Here is a 14252-nt window from a genome sequence, read left to right on the forward strand (position 1 = left end):
TTACTGCCCCTTGCGCTCGGCGCGGCGCACCGCGCTCGGTACATCGATCTCGACCCGCGCCGGCAGCTGGTGCACGTGCAGTTCCTTGTTGACCCATTCGGCCGCTTCGCCATTGATGGTCGCCTCGCCCGGATCACCGGCGTACGGCCACGGCAACACCACGCCACCGAGCGGTGGCACCAGGCCCGGCTGCACCTCCAGCACCAGCTGCTTGTCGCTGCGCTGCAGGCGGTAGTTGAGCTGGCCCTGCGGCGTGCGCAGGCCCTGCACGGCGATGCCCTCGCCCTGCAGCCAGGCGCTCGGAATGCCGGCGGCCAGCACCAGCGCATCGTCCATGTCACGGCTGTACGCGAACATGTCCAAGGCCGAGCGCACGAAGTCCGAGGCTACCCAGGCGTGCGGCAGGTCACCGACGAAGAACGGCTTGCGCGGCGTGCGCGAGACCACCTCGGCCCACTGGTTCCAGGCCTGCGGCGCACGGTCCCTGAAGAAGAACTCGGTGGCCTGCCAGGCGCGGTCACGCCAGCCCAGGCGTACGAACGCCGCCACGTTGCGCCACTCGTACGGGGTGTAGTCCTTCCACTCACGCTTGCCGTCGCGGCGGGCCACGAACTCCTTCCAGTAGCGCTCGAAGGTCGCCTCCAGCGCCTGTTGGGGCAGTCGGCCCTGCTCGCCGCCCGGCGCCAGCGCGATGGTGGTCGAGGTCGCATCGAAATCGCCCAGCTCGGCCGAGCCCGGCAGGTAGTCGATGTCGTGCTGCTGCATCGCCGACAGCAGCGAGGCCTGCAGGTCATCACGGAACTGGTCACGCGATCCGGCGATCTGCATCGCCTCGACCTTGCCCAGTTGGGCCGCCAGCGATGCCGCGTCCTTGTAGCCGCGCAACGCCCAGAAATTATCCCAGTACGAATGCATCGGCTTGGCCGAATAGCCTTCGTGGCTGATCGAGGCCGGCATCATGCCGTAAAAGGCAGGATTGCGCGCGCGGTTCTCCTCGGTGCGCTCGCTGGCGCGCAGCTGCTCCATGTAGTTGTAGGCGCCCTGCACGTGCGGCCACATCAGCTCGGTGAACGTGCTGTCGCCGGTGTAGCGTCCATACTCGGCAATGCTGTAGATCAGTTCGCCATGGCTGTCGTTCTCCGGTACCGGGTCGCTGCCGCGCGCGTCGACGCAGCACGGCACCTTGCCGTTCTCGAACTGGTACGGCGCATACCAGTTGATGTAGTCACGCACGGCATCGCTGCGCCCCATGCGCAGCAGGCCCTCGGAAATCATCGCGCCATCGCGGATCCAGCTGCGCGCGTACGAGCGCGTGCCCGGCTGCAGGCGTGGGCCAACCCGCGAGATCAGCATGTGCGCGACGGCCGTGCGCAGGGTATCGACCAGTGCCTGGCCCGCAGCCGGCACCTGCAGCGAGACCACGCCCAGCTTCTGCCGCCATTGATCGGCCACCTGCGCCTGCGCCCTGGCCACGTCCAGCGCCTGCGGCGCCCAGCCACCGGTCTGCGGCAGCACCACCGCCACTTCGCGGCTCTGGCCGGGCTCGAGCTTGATCGTGTACATCAGCGCACCCGACGCCATGCCGGTGCTGTCCTTCACTGCGGTCGTGGCCGGGTACTTGCCGCTTTCCAGATGCATCGCATCAAGCTTGCCATCGAACGTACTGGCAAAGCGCGCATCCGGCACCTGCAGCGGATAGATGCGCGGCTCACCGTTGACCCGAACCAGCTGTTCGCCCACATCCAGTGCATCGATGCGGCTGAAACCACCGACGGTGTTGAGGAACTGGGTGGGCGGGTTGACCTGCCACGGACGGATTGCCAGCGCCAGGGTGTACTCGTGGGCGACCTTGTCTGGATTGCTCAGCCGGTAGCGGCCGATCAGCTGCGCGCGCTCGGGCGTGCCCTGCACGAAACTGGTCACCGAAAGCCCGGCCTTCTCATGCACCCAGTCGACGGTGGCGATCGGCAGGTAGTGATCCTGCAGCGACTGGGTGATGGCGACCTTCGACCAGTCCAGCAGCTTGCCGTCCAGGCGGATGAACGGCTCGATGCTGAAGCTGCCCTTGGCCGGCTCCAGCGCGCCATCTTCGCTGATCAGCGCCTGCTCCTGGCCACCATCGAGGCCGAGCAGGGTCCAGTACGGCTGTTCGCCCACATAGGCACGCGGCAACGAGCCACGCGGCAGATCGGCGGCCACCGAGGACAGGAAGGCATTGGGCGTGGCGGCGAACGCCAGCGGCTTGAGTGCGATGTCACGGATGCCATAGCGCCAGTTCGGGCCATCGCGCAGATCGAAACGCACGTAGCGCGCGTCGGTATCCGGCAGCGCCAGCCAATCGCGCCCCCCCGCACCGCCGGTCACCTCGCGCACAGTGCGCCAGTCCCGGCCATCCTCGGACGTCCGCACGGTGTAGCGATTGGCTTCCAGGTTCGGCAGCCAATCGATCACTACACCGCCGATCTCGCGGCTCTTGTGCAGGTCCAGGCTGATGGTCTGCTGCTTGACGCCACCGCTGATCCAGAACGTGTCGCTCTTGCCGTCGATCATACGGTCCTGCAGCGCGGTGGCCGTATCGGCAATCACCGATGGCACCAACGCCGAATCATCCTGCGGCGGCAGGCCCTGCAGGGTCAGCTTGTCGAAGCACACCGTGCCGCGGCCACCGACCTTGCTGTAGATCGTGAACTCGACGGCGGCGCTTCGTGCCATCTCCTTCTCGGGCGAGGGACCCCACGCCTTGTCGATCTGGCGGCGGCGGTACTCGACCGGCGTCCACGCCTTGGGGAAGCTGTAGCCGGGCCGGTTGACCCACCAGACGTTGTCGCCGCTGGCATCGATCAGCTTGAACTGCAGGTCGTTGCCCGGCGATTCGCCACGCAGCTGGAATCCGAAGCGGTAATTGACCGGGTATTCGATGTTCAGCGCGCGGCGGATGCCGACGTAGCCGGAGACATCGTGGAAGTCATAGTCCAGGCACAGCGCGCGGCCACCACCGGCGCCACTGACCGGGCGCAGCGAACCGCTGACCTGATCGGACAGCACAAGCGTCCAGGCTGCGATGTCGTCGAAGTCGTCCAGCACCTTCGGTGCCGGCAGCGCCGGAGGTGCGGCGATCGCCAGGGAAGTCCACAACAGGCCCAGTCCAACGGCGATCGCTCGCTTCATCCCTTGACGCTCCCCAGCAACAGACCTTGGATGTAGTACCGCTGCAGCACCAGGAACAGCGCCAGCACCGGGACCACGGTGACCACCGCGCCAGCCATCATCATTTCCACGTCCATGATGTGCTCGCGCGAGAGGGTGGCCAGCGCCACCGGCAAAGTGTAGTGCTCCTGGTCGGTCAGCACGATCAATGGCCACATGAAATCGTTCCATGCGCCCATGAAGGTGAAGATCGCCAGGGTCACCAGCACCGGCTTCAGCATCGGCAGCACAATCTGGAAGAAGATGCGCAGCTCCCCTGCCCCGTCGATGCGCGCCGCTTCCAGCAGTTCGTCCGGGATGGAACGCGCGTACTGGCGTACCAGGAAGATGCCGAACACGCTGGCCAGCGCTGGCACGATCACGCCACCGAAGCTGTTGACCAGGCCCAGCTGCTTCATCAGCAGGAACAGCGGCAGCATCGCCACCTGCGCCGGAATCACCAGCGCCGCCATCAGTACCTGGAACAGGCGCTCGCGGCCGACGAAGTTGAGCTTGGCGAACGCGTAGCCGGCCATGGTGTTGAGTAGCAGCGAACCGACCGTGATGCCGAGCGACACCAGCAGGCTGTTGGCGAAGTTGCCGCCCATGCCAGTGCGCGCGAACAGCTCATGGTAGTTGTGCGTGGTGATGCTGGAAGGCAGCAGCGGCGGCGGGAAATGGCTGGCCTCGCCCTGCGGCATGAACGAGACCGAGAGCATCCACAACAGCGGTGCCAGGCTGACCAGGGCCAGCACCAGCAACACACCATTGATCAACCACGGGTACCAGCGCGACTGGCCGATTTCACGACTCATACCAACTGCCTCTTGCGGCCGAAACGCAGCATCACGGTGGTCACCGCCAGGATGATCAGGAACAGCAGGAACGCCACGGCGGAGGCGCGTCCCAGGTTCCACCACTTGAAGCCTTCCTCGAACATGAAATACAGCACGCTGACGGTGCTCTGCAGTGGGTCGCCGCGGGTCATCACGTAGGGTTCGGCGAACAGCTGGAAGTAGCCGGACACAGTGATCACGCCGACCACCAGCAGCACCGGGCCGAGCATCGGCAGGGTGATGTGCAGGAACTGCTTCCAGCGCGAGGCACCGTCGATGCGCGCGGCCTCGTACAGGTCATGCGGGATCGCCTGCAGGCCGGCCAGGAAGATCACCATGTTGTAGCCGAAGTTCTTCCACACCGCGAACAGCATGATGGTCGGCATCGCCCAGTTGGGATCACCCAGCCAGTCGATCGGACTGATGCCCAGATGGCCCAGGCCGTAGTTCACCAGGCCGTAGCTGGTATGGAACAGGTAGCGCCAGATCACCGCCACCGCCACCAGCGTGGTCACCACCGGCGCGAACAGCGCGGTGCGGAACAACGCCTTGAAGCGTGCGGCCGGCGCATTCAGCAGCATTGCCGCGCCCAGCGACACGCCGATCGACAAGGGCACGCCGATCAACACGAAGTAAGTGGTATTCCACAGCGACTTCCAGAACATCGGTGTCTGCAGCAGATCGATGTAGTTGCCGAGGCCGACAAAGCGCAGGTTGCTGCTGTCAGCCAGGGCATACAGGTCGAAGTCGGTCACGCTCAGCGCCAGCGCCGAAGCCACCGGCAGGCCGAAGAACACGCCCAGCACGATCAGCGAGGGACCGGCGAAAATCCAGCCGGCGAGTGAAGTACGTTTCATTGCGCGCTCCCGGCGGCCACGGCACTGCTCGATTGCGGCGACGGAACGCGCTGCCGCAGGCGTTGTTGTTCATGCATCCAGCGGCGCTTTGCCAGCACCTTGTCCACGCGCTGGTCGAGTTCTTCGACGGCCTTGTCCTGCGGCAGGCCACCGCGCACCACCTTCTCGGTGACGATGCGCATTTCCTGCACGATGCGCTCCCATTCGAGCACCTTCGGCGTCGGCTTGACCCGCTCCAGCTGGTCACGGAACGCTGCGGCCAGCGGATCGTTGGCCAGCGACGGCGCACTCCACGTGCTGCGGCGCGGCGGCAGGTCGCCGATGATCGAATGGAAACGTGCCTGGATCTGCGGGCGCGACAGGAACTCGATCAGCTTCCACGACGCCTCCTTCTGCTGCGACTTGCGGAAGATCACCAGGCTGGTGCCACCGGCGATGCCCGCGCCCGGACCCTCCGGCCCCGGCAGCGCTGCGGTGCCCCACTGCCCTTCCAGTTCCTTCGGCTGCAGCTTCTTGAACTCGCGGATGTTCCATGGGCCGGAAATGTAGAAGACGTTGAAGCCGCGGAAGAACTCATCCCAGACGTTTGAGATCTGCGTCTCGGACATCTTCGGCGCCCAGCCCTGCTCGAACATGTTGGCGTAGAACGCCAGCGTGCGGCGGAAGCCGGGGCTGCTGAAGTTGCCGCGGGTGTCATCATCGCGCAGCAGCGGATCGGGCTGCTGCAGTGCCAGCGACAGCTGCTGCTCGAACTCGTTGATCGGCATCAGCACCGCATAGCGGTTCGGGCCCTGCATGCGCTTGATCGCTGCCATCTGCTCATCCCACTCCTGCCACGTGCGCGGCGGGTGGTCGTAGCCGGCCTTGGCCAGCAGGTCCTTGCGGTAGTAGATCAGGCGTGTATCGACATACCACGGCACGCCCACCAGCTCGCCGTGGATCACGTTGGTGTCCCAGATGCCCTGGAAATAATCATTCTCATCGACCACGGCAGAGCGATCGACGAACGGCTGCAACGGGGTCAGCGCATCGAGCTCGGCGAACTCCGGCACCCAAGTGTTGCCGAGCTGGCACACGTCCGGCAGGCCGTCGGCGGCGAACGCGGTCAGCAGCTTTTCGTGCGCAGCGGTCCACGGGATGTTCTGCACGTCCACCTTGATGCCCGGGTTCTCGGCTTCGAACTCATGGATCAGTTCGCTGACCACCTCGGCTTCCCGGCCCATTGCCCAGAAGCGCACAGTGGTGGTGCCCGGTTCGGTGCGGGCGCAGCCGGCCACGGCCAGTGCGGCCAGGGCTGGCAGTGTCCAGCGGCGCAGACGGTCGATCCAGTTCGGCATCGGGTTACTTGCCCTGGCCTGTGTTGCGGTTGGCATTGTTCTTCTGTTCCTGCGCGGCAGCCGCGCGTGATTCGGCGATACCCACCGCGCGTGCCGCCGCGGCCTTTTCGTCTTTCTGCAGTTCCAGCGGCTGGAACGAACCTTCCGGCGCCAGCCAGCCACCACTGAACCCCGCCCGCTCCAGGCCCTTGCGGATGTACGGGTTCTTCTTCATCACTTCCCAGACGAAATCATTGCGGTAGTTGGCGATCATGGTCAGGATCGGCCCCTGGTCGATGGCAATGTAGTCGCTGGCGACCCAGCCACGATCCGGCACCACGCGACCGGTCTTGATCGGGATGTCGTAGTTGAAGCTGGGATTGAACGAATCCAGGAAGCCGTAGCTGGAATAGATGTAATCGCCGTAGCGCTTGTGCATCTCCAGCGTGGCCGGGATCACCTGTTCCGGCGCGAACACCACCGACGCGATCGCGGCGGTCGGAGCGATGGTGCCGTCATCGAAGTTCTCGCGCAGGCCAGCGCCGCGCGAAGAGTAATGGCGGAACTGGCGCTGCTCGCCACGGTATTCCTGCGTGGTGTTCTGCGGGCCATCGCTGGCGGTCAGGCCCCAGACGTTCTCGCCGTAATCCTTCCACTGCATCGGGTTGGCGATGGCGTACTCACGCTGGGCAAGTGCGGCCGAGCGGCTGTTGAGGAAGTAGGTACTGCCGCGCTCGCGCATGTAGGCGTCCTGGATGTCGCGGAAGTCGATCCAGACGTGGCTGTACTGGTGGCCGAACAGCGGGCCGAAGGACAGGTATTCCTGGCCCTGGTAGACCCCCCAGTCGTTGTCATAGGTGCGCGTCCACACCGTCCACGCATCCGGGCTGACCGGGTGCGTCGGCGAACCCAGGGCAAGGATGTAGACCATCATCGCCTCGTTGTAGCCCATCCAGTCGTGGTCGATGAAACCGCTCTCGGGGAACCAGCCCATCGAGATCAGCGGCGCACGCTGCTGCAGCCAGGGCCAGTCGACCTTCTTGTACAACGTGTCGGCGATCTGGCGGATTTCCTTCTCGCGCGGATCGTCACCGTCGTAGTACGACTGCGCGAACAGCACCCCCATCATCAGCAGCGCGGTATCCACCGAGGACAGTTCGACCCAGCTGTCGTAGCGACGGCCTTCCTGCATGTCCAGGAAGTGGTAATAGAAGCCCTTGTAGCCCGCCTTGCCGGTACGCTGCGGGCCCATCGGCACGTCGCGGAAGAATTTCAGGGTAGTCAGGGTGCGGTCGATCGCCTGGTTGCGGCTGACCCAGCCGTTCTCGATGCCGATCGGATACGCGGTCAGTGCGAAGCCGACCGAGGCGATGCTGGCGAACGGCCGCGACGGATAGCGGTCCGGGGTCAGGCCATTGATCTCGTTGGTGGTATCCCAGAAGAACTGGAAGGTGCGGCGCTCGATGTCATCGAACAGCGGCGGCAGCTCAGGTTTCATCGGCCGCGGCGGTGTATCGGCCTCGATCAGGATCACCGGCGGCCGCGGCTTGGCAGGCTCCTGCTGGGCCGGCTGGCAGGCGGCCATGGCCAGGCTCAACGCTGCGGCGGACAACAGATGACGTGCCTGCATGGCGCGATTTCTCCGGTGGTCTGATCGATGGGAAAGCATACCGTCCAATGATCTGAAATCGTTTACAAGGTGCGTTCTTAAAAAACCACGAAAAACGTGGTTTGACACCGCGATCACTGCCCATGCCGATGCCCCCTGACCGGCAGCGGCATGGGCAATGGACCGGCGCAGGGCCGGCCATTGCCGTTTTCACGCGACCGATGCCGCCGGCGGAGCGGCGGCATCGGGGTCATGCATCCATCCGGGCTTAGAAGCGGAAGCCCACTTCGGCCTTGACCTGGCGCGGCGTACCGACGATGTCGCCGGTCTCGTTGTAGCTCGCGGTCAACTTGCCATTCTTGTAGTAGTTGTAGTTCGAGAAATTGTCGAAGTTGAACACATTGATGATGTCGATACGCGCATACAGCTCGGTATCGCCCGGCATCTTGAACGTCTTCGTCGCCTGCAGGTCGACCGAGCGATAACCGAAGATCTTGCCACCCAGCAGGAACTTGCCGTTGCCACCCGGAACCGCCGCCATCGGGGTCGGCAGGTCGAAACCATTGGCCTGCGGCACGCCGTACCAGTCGTTGATCGCGGTCGGGGTGGCCAGGGTGATCTTGCCACCGAAGGTGATGCCCCAGAAGCCCGCATACGAACCGGTCACCACTAGGCGGTGACGCGGCGCGCCGTTGGAGCGGATGGTCGGGTAGTCACCGATCACGCCACGGTCGAACGCGTAGTGCTCGTTGATGTCACGGTTGTGGCGGGCGGTGGTCCAGGTATAGGCGATGGAGGTGCCCCAGCCGCTTTCCTGGGTGAACGGCTTCTGCGCCGACAACAGGATCTGGGTAGCACGGGTCTTGATGCCCTGCTGGCCGATGATCAGGCTGCCGAAGCCCGGCACGTTGCAGCTCCACGCCTGACCCAGACCGGCTTCGGTGCCACCGCACAGACGCGGATCGTCGAAGAAGTTGCCGGTCGGGTAGCGGTTGCCCAGGGTGAAGGCGAAGCCGTCATAGGTGAGCGTGCGCGAGATGGTGGCGTCGGTCAGCCAGTCGCCGATCTGGTTGCTCATGCCCAGGCTGAACTGGTCAGCGTAGGGCACCTTCAGATTGTTGTTCAGCAGGTCGACTTCCAGGCCTGCATTGCTGGTCGAACCGACCAGACTCTGGAGGTTGCCGATACCGTTGAGCAGGTTCGGATTCCAGTCATAGCACGCGGCGTTGCCCTGGAAGCACTGACCGGTTGCCGGATTGCGGAAGTAGATCGTCGGCTGCGGCAGGGCCAGCTTGGTGGTTTCCAGCTGCAGGTAGTCGAACAGGTCGCGGTCGTAGGAACGACCGGCACCACCGTGGATCACGTGCTGCTCGTCGGCATTGATGTCATACGAGAAACCCAGGCGCGGCTGCCAGGCATTCTTGAATGCCTTGCGGTTGTGGCCGTTGCTGATGTAATCGTTGATGTTCAGGCCGCTCAGCGCCAGCGTGTCGGCGTAGCTCTGGCCAGCGGCGGCACGCGGATCCTGCGCGAACAGCGCATTGACCACTTCCGGCGGGGTCACGAAGTCCAGATAGGACGGGTTCTTCTCGTAGTCCCAGCGCAGGCCGAGGTTCAGCTGCAGGTGGTCGTTGACCTGCCAGTCATCCTGGATGAACAGACCGATCTGCTTCACCTTCGAGCGCACTTCGCCGGACACGCCGGACACGCCGGTGACCGGCTTCACGAACTGTGCCTTGTACGGGATGCTGTCCGGGAAGGTCGGGTTGTCGATGGTGTAGTAGAACTGCGGATTGATCTGCGCCGCATCGGAGGCGTACAGGTCGATCTGCTTGTACTTGGCACCCATCTTGATGGTGTGGTCGCCCGCCCACTGGATGCCATCCAGGGTCAGGTTGTCTTCGATCGACCAGCCCTTCTGGCCCTTCACCTGCGACGACATTGCCGAGGAACCACCGATCGAGACGATGGCGCGCTCCTCGCTCTTGCCGTCCGGCGCGGTGTAGTTGAAACCGTTGCCCATGCTCAGCGGCTTGGGATTGTTGAACGAATCCTCGTGGGTAACCATCAGCTCGTTGTAGTAACGCTCACCGCTGTGGTTCCAGCGCAGCGCGTAACGACGGTCAGTGTTCTTGGTTTCCTTGCCGTGCATCGGCGCGGTCTGGTCCGAGAACTGCTGCTGGGTTTCATCACGGTCCTGGAAGGTCAGTTCCAGGCGATCGTTGTCGGTCGGCTCAAAGTCGACCTTGGCGAAGATCAGGTCCTGCTGGAACGGCTGGCTGGCCGGGCCCAGGCCGGCCTGGGCATCAGCCGGGACGCGGTTGGCCTTGTTGGTCACCGAACCATGCGGTGCGATGGTCACCGGCAGATCGAAGCGCTTGGCTTCATAGGTCACGAAGAAGTGGGCCTTGTCCTTGACGATCGGGCCGCCCAGGGCGAAACCGTATTCCTTCTCGGCCGAATCCTCCTTGCCCTTGCCCGGCTGACGCTCGGCCGGGGTCATCGCGCGCATGCTGTCGTTGGTATAACGGTAGAAGGTTTCACCCTTGAACTCGTTGGTACCCGACTTGGTCGCGGCCGTGACCGCTGCACTGGACACCTGGCCGTACTCGGCCTTGTAGTTGCCGGTGATGACCTTGTACTCGCCGATGGCCAGCTGCGGGAACGGGTTGCCGGCACTGCCGGACTGACCGGCCACGCCGCCGCCCTTGACGTAGCTCTTCTGGCCCACACCGTCGATGTAGACGTTGGTGCCGTCGGAGTTGGTGGCACCGCCGCGCAGCGAGGTGTTGCCCTTGGCGTCGCGGGTGAAGATCATGCCCGGCACCGCGTCGGCGAACTCCAGGAAGTTGCGCGAGACCTGCGGGGTGGTCTGGATCTGCTGCAGGCTGACGGTCTTGCCGACTTCGGACGTGCGCACTTCCTGCAGCAGGGTCGGCGCGACGACGTTGACAGTGTCCAGGTTGGTGGCTGCGGTCGTACCCGGGGTGCTGCTGGCAGCGCCGGCAAAGTTCAGGGTAGCGGTCGAGGCCACGGTGACGGTGACCTTCTGCGACTGGCCGTTGGCGACCACGTCATAGGTGCCCGGGTCCAGGCCCATCAGCGAGTAGCTTCCATCGGCACGGACGGTACCGCGACGGACGGTGCCGGTGGCCACGTTGGTGGCGGTCACCTCGGCGCCGGCCTGCGCGCCGGAAACCTGGCCGCGCAGGCTGGCATTGGCCGACTGCGCCATGACGTTCGGAGCAGCAGCCAGCATCAGGCAGCTGACCAGTGCGGTGCTCAGCAGCCGGCGTGCCGGCGTGCGGAAGGTGGTGTGCATCATCAACTCAATCTCCGGGTGGCGGTAACCGCTTGCGCGGTCCCTGCGATCAATCAAAAAAGAAGGAACGCCTCCGGCTTCAACGGCCGGATGGCGGAGTGGTGGAATCGCGAACTATCAAGCGGGGAACCAGGGTCTGCTTGTCCCCTGTCCCATCCGTGGAGGTGCCGTCCATCAACTGCATCAGGCGCGTCATGGCCCGATCGCCGAGTTCGGCGATGCTGACCTGCATGGTGGTCAGCGACGGGTGGACGAAACGCGCCAGTGGAATGTCATCGAAACCGGCCAGGGCGACGTCGGACGGAACGTGGACACCTGCCTGCGTGAACGCATACAGGCAACCCAGCGCCATCATGTCGTTGGCGGCGAACACGGCATCAGGCAGCGCTCCGGCTGCCAACAACTCCTGACCGGCGCGATGGCCGGAAGCTTCGTCGAAATCACCGGGCAGCTCGATGCCTTCGGCGTCACTGCCGAAAGCCGCCAACGCGTCACGGAAGCCACGCAGGCGCTCGCGCGCGTCGAAGTTGAGGTCCGGGCCAGAAATGAAAGCGATACGGCGGTGACCCGCGTCAAGCAGATGGCGGGTCATCGCCATCGCACCGGCATGGTCATCGATGCTCAGCACCGGGTGGTCCTGCCCGGGCAGATAGGTGTTGATCAACACCGTTGGCAATGACTGCGGCAGGTTGTCGGTCAGGAATCCCGGGCTCTCCGCATAGGGCGAGAGCACCAGCAGGCCGTCGACGCGGCCGCGCATGGCGCGCAGGGCAGCGCCCTGCTGCTCCTGGTCACCGTGGTAACTGGACACCAGCAGGTGCTGGCGGCGGTTGCGGGCGACGTTGTCGATGCCGCGCATCAGCTCGGAGAAGAATTCGCCGTACAGGTCAGGCAGTACCACGCCCACCGTATTGGTGCGACGGCTGCTGAGGCTGCGGGCGGCGGCGTGCGGGGTGTAACGCAGCCGTGCGGCCACCTCCAGCACAAGCTGGCGGACCGGTTCGGCGACATTCTCATGCCCGTTGAGCGCGCGGGAAACCGTGGCCACGGAGACCCGGGCTTCGCGAGCGACGTCTTTGATTGTGATAGCTGCCTTGTTCACGAAGCCGCCCTCCACGGCTTGGACCTACCAGCATTGGCGCGGAATGTAAGCGTTTCCATCTGGGCTTGTAAACAGTCCGTTAGGCGAATGTCCTGAAATGGACATGGAAATCTGTCTGTGGCGGGCCCGCAGACGGACCCGCCAGGACAGTGTGGGACAAGGGCTCAGCCCTGTTCTGACGGGGTCAATGCGCGAATGGACAGCGCGTGGATGTCGGTCTCCATCATCGCGCCCAGCGCGGCATAGACCGCGCGATGCCGGGCCAGTGGACCCAGTCCGGCGAAGCGTTCACTGACCACATGCACGTTGAAATGGCCGCGGCCATCGCGCGCACCGGCGTGGCCGGCATGACGATGACTGTCGTCTTCGATTTCCAGCACGCTGGGGGCCAGCGCCTGCTGCAGTGCGTCACGCATCCGCTCGATCCGCTCCGCGTTCACGGCAGGACCTTGCGGAACGGACGCACCTGTACATGGGTGTAGACGCCCGCGGCTACGTAAGGGTCGGCATCAGCCCAGGCCTGGGCCTGCACGAGCGACTCGAACTGCGCGATCACCACCGAACCACTGAAGCCGGCCGGGCCCGGGTCCTCGCTGTCTACTGCCGGGCACGGTCCGGCCAGCAGCAGGCGGCCTTCGTCGCGCAGCGCGTGCAGGCGCGCCAGGTGTTCCGGACGTGCCTGCAGTCGCTGTGCCAGCACGTCCTGGCCGTCATAGCCTTCAATCACATACCACACGGCATTTCCTCGCTTGCGTTGTCGGGTGCGCAGATTCTAGCCAATGCCGCCCTCGCCCCAGCCCGGCTGGACACTGGCGCGACAAAGGCTTACCCTAGACACCATTGCACGTGGCTGGATGCAGCAGCCCGTCGGTTTCTGCGGCCAATGCAGCCCCCGACGACCGTCCCGCTGCTTCGAACCGGACCACCTGGCCGGGCCACGTAGACGACCTCCCCGTAGTTCCGTCGCCGCCGTTTCCTGCGGCGCGTCCTGCTGTTTGATATGTGTGGAATCGCGCCGATCCCGGCGTGTCTGGTGCCGTGGGGCGCCGTGGCGTTGGCCCGGTGAACCCGCTGCCGCGACTGGTCCGATGCAATCCTGATGTCCATTAGATGACTTCCGAACTCGCGCTCGACGCGAACCCGCCAACCCGGCCGCCCGCCCCCCAGCAGCAGGAAATGCCGCTGGCCGTGGTGCATGGGCAACCGGTCCTGCAGATTCCGCAGGACCTGTACATCCCGCCGGACGCGCTGGAAGTCATCCTGGATGCCTTCGAAGGCCCGCTGGACCTGCTGTTGTACCTGATCCGCCGCCAGAACCTGGACGTACTGGACATTCCCGTGGCCGAGATCACCCGGCAGTACGTGGAATACATCACCGTGATGCGCGAGCTGCGCTTCGAGCTGGCCGCCGAGTACCTGGTCATGGCCGCGATCCTGGCCGAGGTGAAGTCGCGCATGCTGCTGCCGCGCCCGGTCAGCGAGGAAGGCGATGAGGCCGACCCGCGCGCCGAACTGGTGCGCCGCCTGCAGGAGTACGAACGCTTCAAGCAGGCCGCCGAGGACATCGACGCCCTGCCCCGCCAGGACCGCGACACCACGGTGGCACACGCCTTCATGCCCGAACGTGCTGCGGTGAAGCTGCCGCCGCCGGTGGACCTGAAGGAAATGCTGCTGGCCCTGCACGACGTGCTCAAGCGCGCCGAGCTGTTCAGTGGCCACGCCATCAAGCGCGAGGCGCTGAGCGTGCGGCAACGCATGGGCGAAGTGCTGGGCCGGCTTGAAGATGGCAAGTTCTACCGTTTTGAAGGGCTGTTCACCGCAGAAGAAGGCAAGCTGGGCGTGCTGGTCACGTTCCTGGCGGTGCTGGAACTGGCCAAGGAACAGCTGCTGGACATCGTCCAGGAAGAGCCGCTGGCGCCGATCTACGTGAAGTCCCTGGCCGCCGGTAACACCAATGCCCCGCTGCAGTTCAGCAGCGAGTTCGACGACAACGACGCCGCCAACGAGAACGAGTGAGCGCTGAC

The 14252-nt window shown here is 64.8% G+C and carries 10 protein-coding genes; 1 reads left to right on the forward strand and 9 read right to left on the reverse strand.

The window, feature by feature from the left end; all coding sequences use genetic code 11:
* The 9 genes from AC5P9P_RS06130 to AC5P9P_RS06170 form a co-directional block, all read right to left on the reverse strand.
* Positions 1 to 3168 (reverse strand): discoidin domain-containing protein, encoded by a 3168-nt coding sequence (locus tag AC5P9P_RS06130; protein ID WP_266192486.1) that lies wholly within the window; start codon positions 3166 to 3168, stop codon positions 1 to 3.
* Positions 3165 to 4001, reverse strand: coding sequence for a carbohydrate ABC transporter permease (locus AC5P9P_RS06135; protein ID WP_266192485.1), 837 nt, complete (start codon positions 3999 to 4001; stop codon positions 3165 to 3167). Before AC5P9P_RS06135 ends, AC5P9P_RS06130 begins: the two co-directional genes overlap by 4 nt.
* A complete protein-coding gene (locus tag AC5P9P_RS06140) occupies positions 3998 to 4879 on the reverse strand; it encodes a carbohydrate ABC transporter permease (protein ID WP_005410323.1) in 882 nt (293 codons plus the stop codon). The genes AC5P9P_RS06135 and AC5P9P_RS06140 overlap by 4 nt, the downstream gene beginning before the upstream one ends.
* Entirely contained in the window at positions 4876 to 6216 is a 1341-nt protein-coding gene (locus AC5P9P_RS06145) for a sugar ABC transporter substrate-binding protein (RefSeq protein ID WP_495232653.1), read from the reverse strand. Before AC5P9P_RS06145 ends, AC5P9P_RS06140 begins: the two co-directional genes overlap by 4 nt.
* Before the next feature lie 4 nt (positions 6217 to 6220).
* Positions 6221 to 7780, reverse strand: a complete 1560-nt coding sequence (locus tag AC5P9P_RS06150) for a glucoamylase family protein (RefSeq protein ID WP_370488136.1) — start codon at positions 7778 to 7780, stop codon at positions 6221 to 6223.
* Positions 7781 to 8072: 292 nt separating this feature from the next.
* Positions 8073 to 11129, reverse strand: a complete 3057-nt coding sequence (locus AC5P9P_RS06155) for a TonB-dependent receptor (protein WP_033832936.1) — start codon at positions 11127 to 11129, stop codon at positions 8073 to 8075.
* A gap of 76 nt (positions 11130 to 11205) precedes the next feature.
* Complete coding sequence (locus tag AC5P9P_RS06160; RefSeq protein ID WP_012480808.1) at positions 11206 to 12243, reverse strand: LacI family DNA-binding transcriptional regulator; 1038 nt, start codon at positions 12241 to 12243, stop codon at positions 11206 to 11208.
* Positions 12244 to 12392: 149 nt separating this feature from the next.
* Positions 12393 to 12644: a BolA family protein gene (locus AC5P9P_RS06165; protein ID WP_032963317.1), complete on the reverse strand. Its 252-nt coding sequence runs from the start codon at positions 12642 to 12644 to the stop codon at positions 12393 to 12395.
* Positions 12645 to 12664: 20 nt separating this feature from the next.
* The gene (locus AC5P9P_RS06170; RefSeq protein WP_005410329.1) at positions 12665 to 12964 is read right to left on the reverse strand and encodes a YciI family protein; all 300 of its coding nucleotides are present in this window, start codon (positions 12962 to 12964) and stop codon (positions 12665 to 12667) included.
* Between the two features lie 374 nt (positions 12965 to 13338).
* Here AC5P9P_RS06170 and AC5P9P_RS06175 point away from each other — a divergent pair, with 374 nt between their 5' ends.
* Entirely contained in the window at positions 13339 to 14244 is a 906-nt protein-coding gene (locus AC5P9P_RS06175; RefSeq protein ID WP_005410330.1) for a segregation and condensation protein A, read from the forward strand.
* The last annotated feature ends 8 nt before the right edge of the window (positions 14245 to 14252 follow it).

It is taken from the genome of Stenotrophomonas sp. YJH_SMC_14-1 (assembly GCF_059372275.1).

What these genes read in the sequence shown, in the direction of transcription:
- AC5P9P_RS06130 (WP_266192486.1), bottom strand. Translation starts at nt 3,168, where the DNA reads ATGAAGCGAGCGATCGCCGTTGGACTGGGCCTGTTGTGGACTTCCCTG.
- AC5P9P_RS06135 (WP_266192485.1), bottom strand. Translation starts at nt 4,001, where the DNA reads ATGAGTCGTGAAATCGGCCAGTCGCGCTGGTACCCGTGGTTGATCAAT.
- AC5P9P_RS06140 (WP_005410323.1), bottom strand. Translation starts at nt 4,879, where the DNA reads ATGAAACGTACTTCACTCGCCGGCTGGATTTTCGCCGGTCCCTCGCTG.
- AC5P9P_RS06145 (WP_495232653.1), bottom strand. Translation starts at nt 6,216, where the DNA reads ATGCCGAACTGGATCGACCGTCTGCGCCGCTGGACACTGCCAGCCCTG.
- AC5P9P_RS06150 (WP_370488136.1), bottom strand. Translation starts at nt 7,780, where the DNA reads ATGGCCGCCTGCCAGCCGGCCCAGCAGGAGCCTGCCAAGCCGCGGCCG.
- AC5P9P_RS06155 (WP_033832936.1), bottom strand. Translation starts at nt 11,129, where the DNA reads ATGATGCACACCACCTTCCGCACGCCGGCACGCCGGCTGCTGAGCACC.
- AC5P9P_RS06165 (WP_032963317.1), bottom strand. Translation starts at nt 12,644, where the DNA reads ATGCGTGACGCACTGCAGCAGGCGCTGGCCCCCAGCGTGCTGGAAATC.
- AC5P9P_RS06175 (WP_005410330.1), top strand. Translation starts at nt 13,339, where the DNA reads ATGACTTCCGAACTCGCGCTCGACGCGAACCCGCCAACCCGGCCGCCC.